This is a genomic window from Lactobacillus sp. 23-2 (assembly GCF_044902225.1).
Taxonomy (GTDB): Bacteria; Bacillota; Bacilli; order Lactobacillales; family Lactobacillaceae; genus Lactobacillus; species Lactobacillus absianus.
Genome location: NZ_JAOQBX010000088.1, coordinates 1 through 333, shown reverse-complemented (window position 1 = coordinate 333; position 333 = coordinate 1). Strand labels below are relative to the sequence as shown.

The window sequence follows — 333 nt, the reverse complement described above, 5'->3', positions numbered from 1 at the left end:
ATCCGTTCACCATTCAACTGAAATACGGCTCATACGGCTATAAGCAGAAAGTCAGCCTTGGCGTTGACACCGGGCAAAGACATATTGGCTTTGCCGTAACGAGTCAAGACAAGGTGCTGCACCAAAGCGAGGTAGAGCTTCGCCAGGACGTGCACACGAATCTGTACACCCGCAAGATCTACCGCCGAGGCAGAAGAAACCGCAAGACCCGCTATCGCCAGGCCCGCTTTTTAAACAGAGTGCACGGCAAGCGAGACGGCTTGTGGCTTCCACCGTCAGTAAAAGGCAAGGCAAGCCACAACATTGCTTGGATCAAGCGCTATTTGGCTGTAT

1 protein-coding gene is annotated in these 333 nt (G+C 52.9%); it reads left to right on the top strand.

Going from position 1 to position 333, the window contains the following annotated elements; all coding sequences use genetic code 11:
- Positions 1 to 333 (top strand): RRXRR domain-containing protein (locus OCH80_RS10265; RefSeq protein WP_404540681.1); only part of this gene is annotated, 333 nt, incomplete at both ends.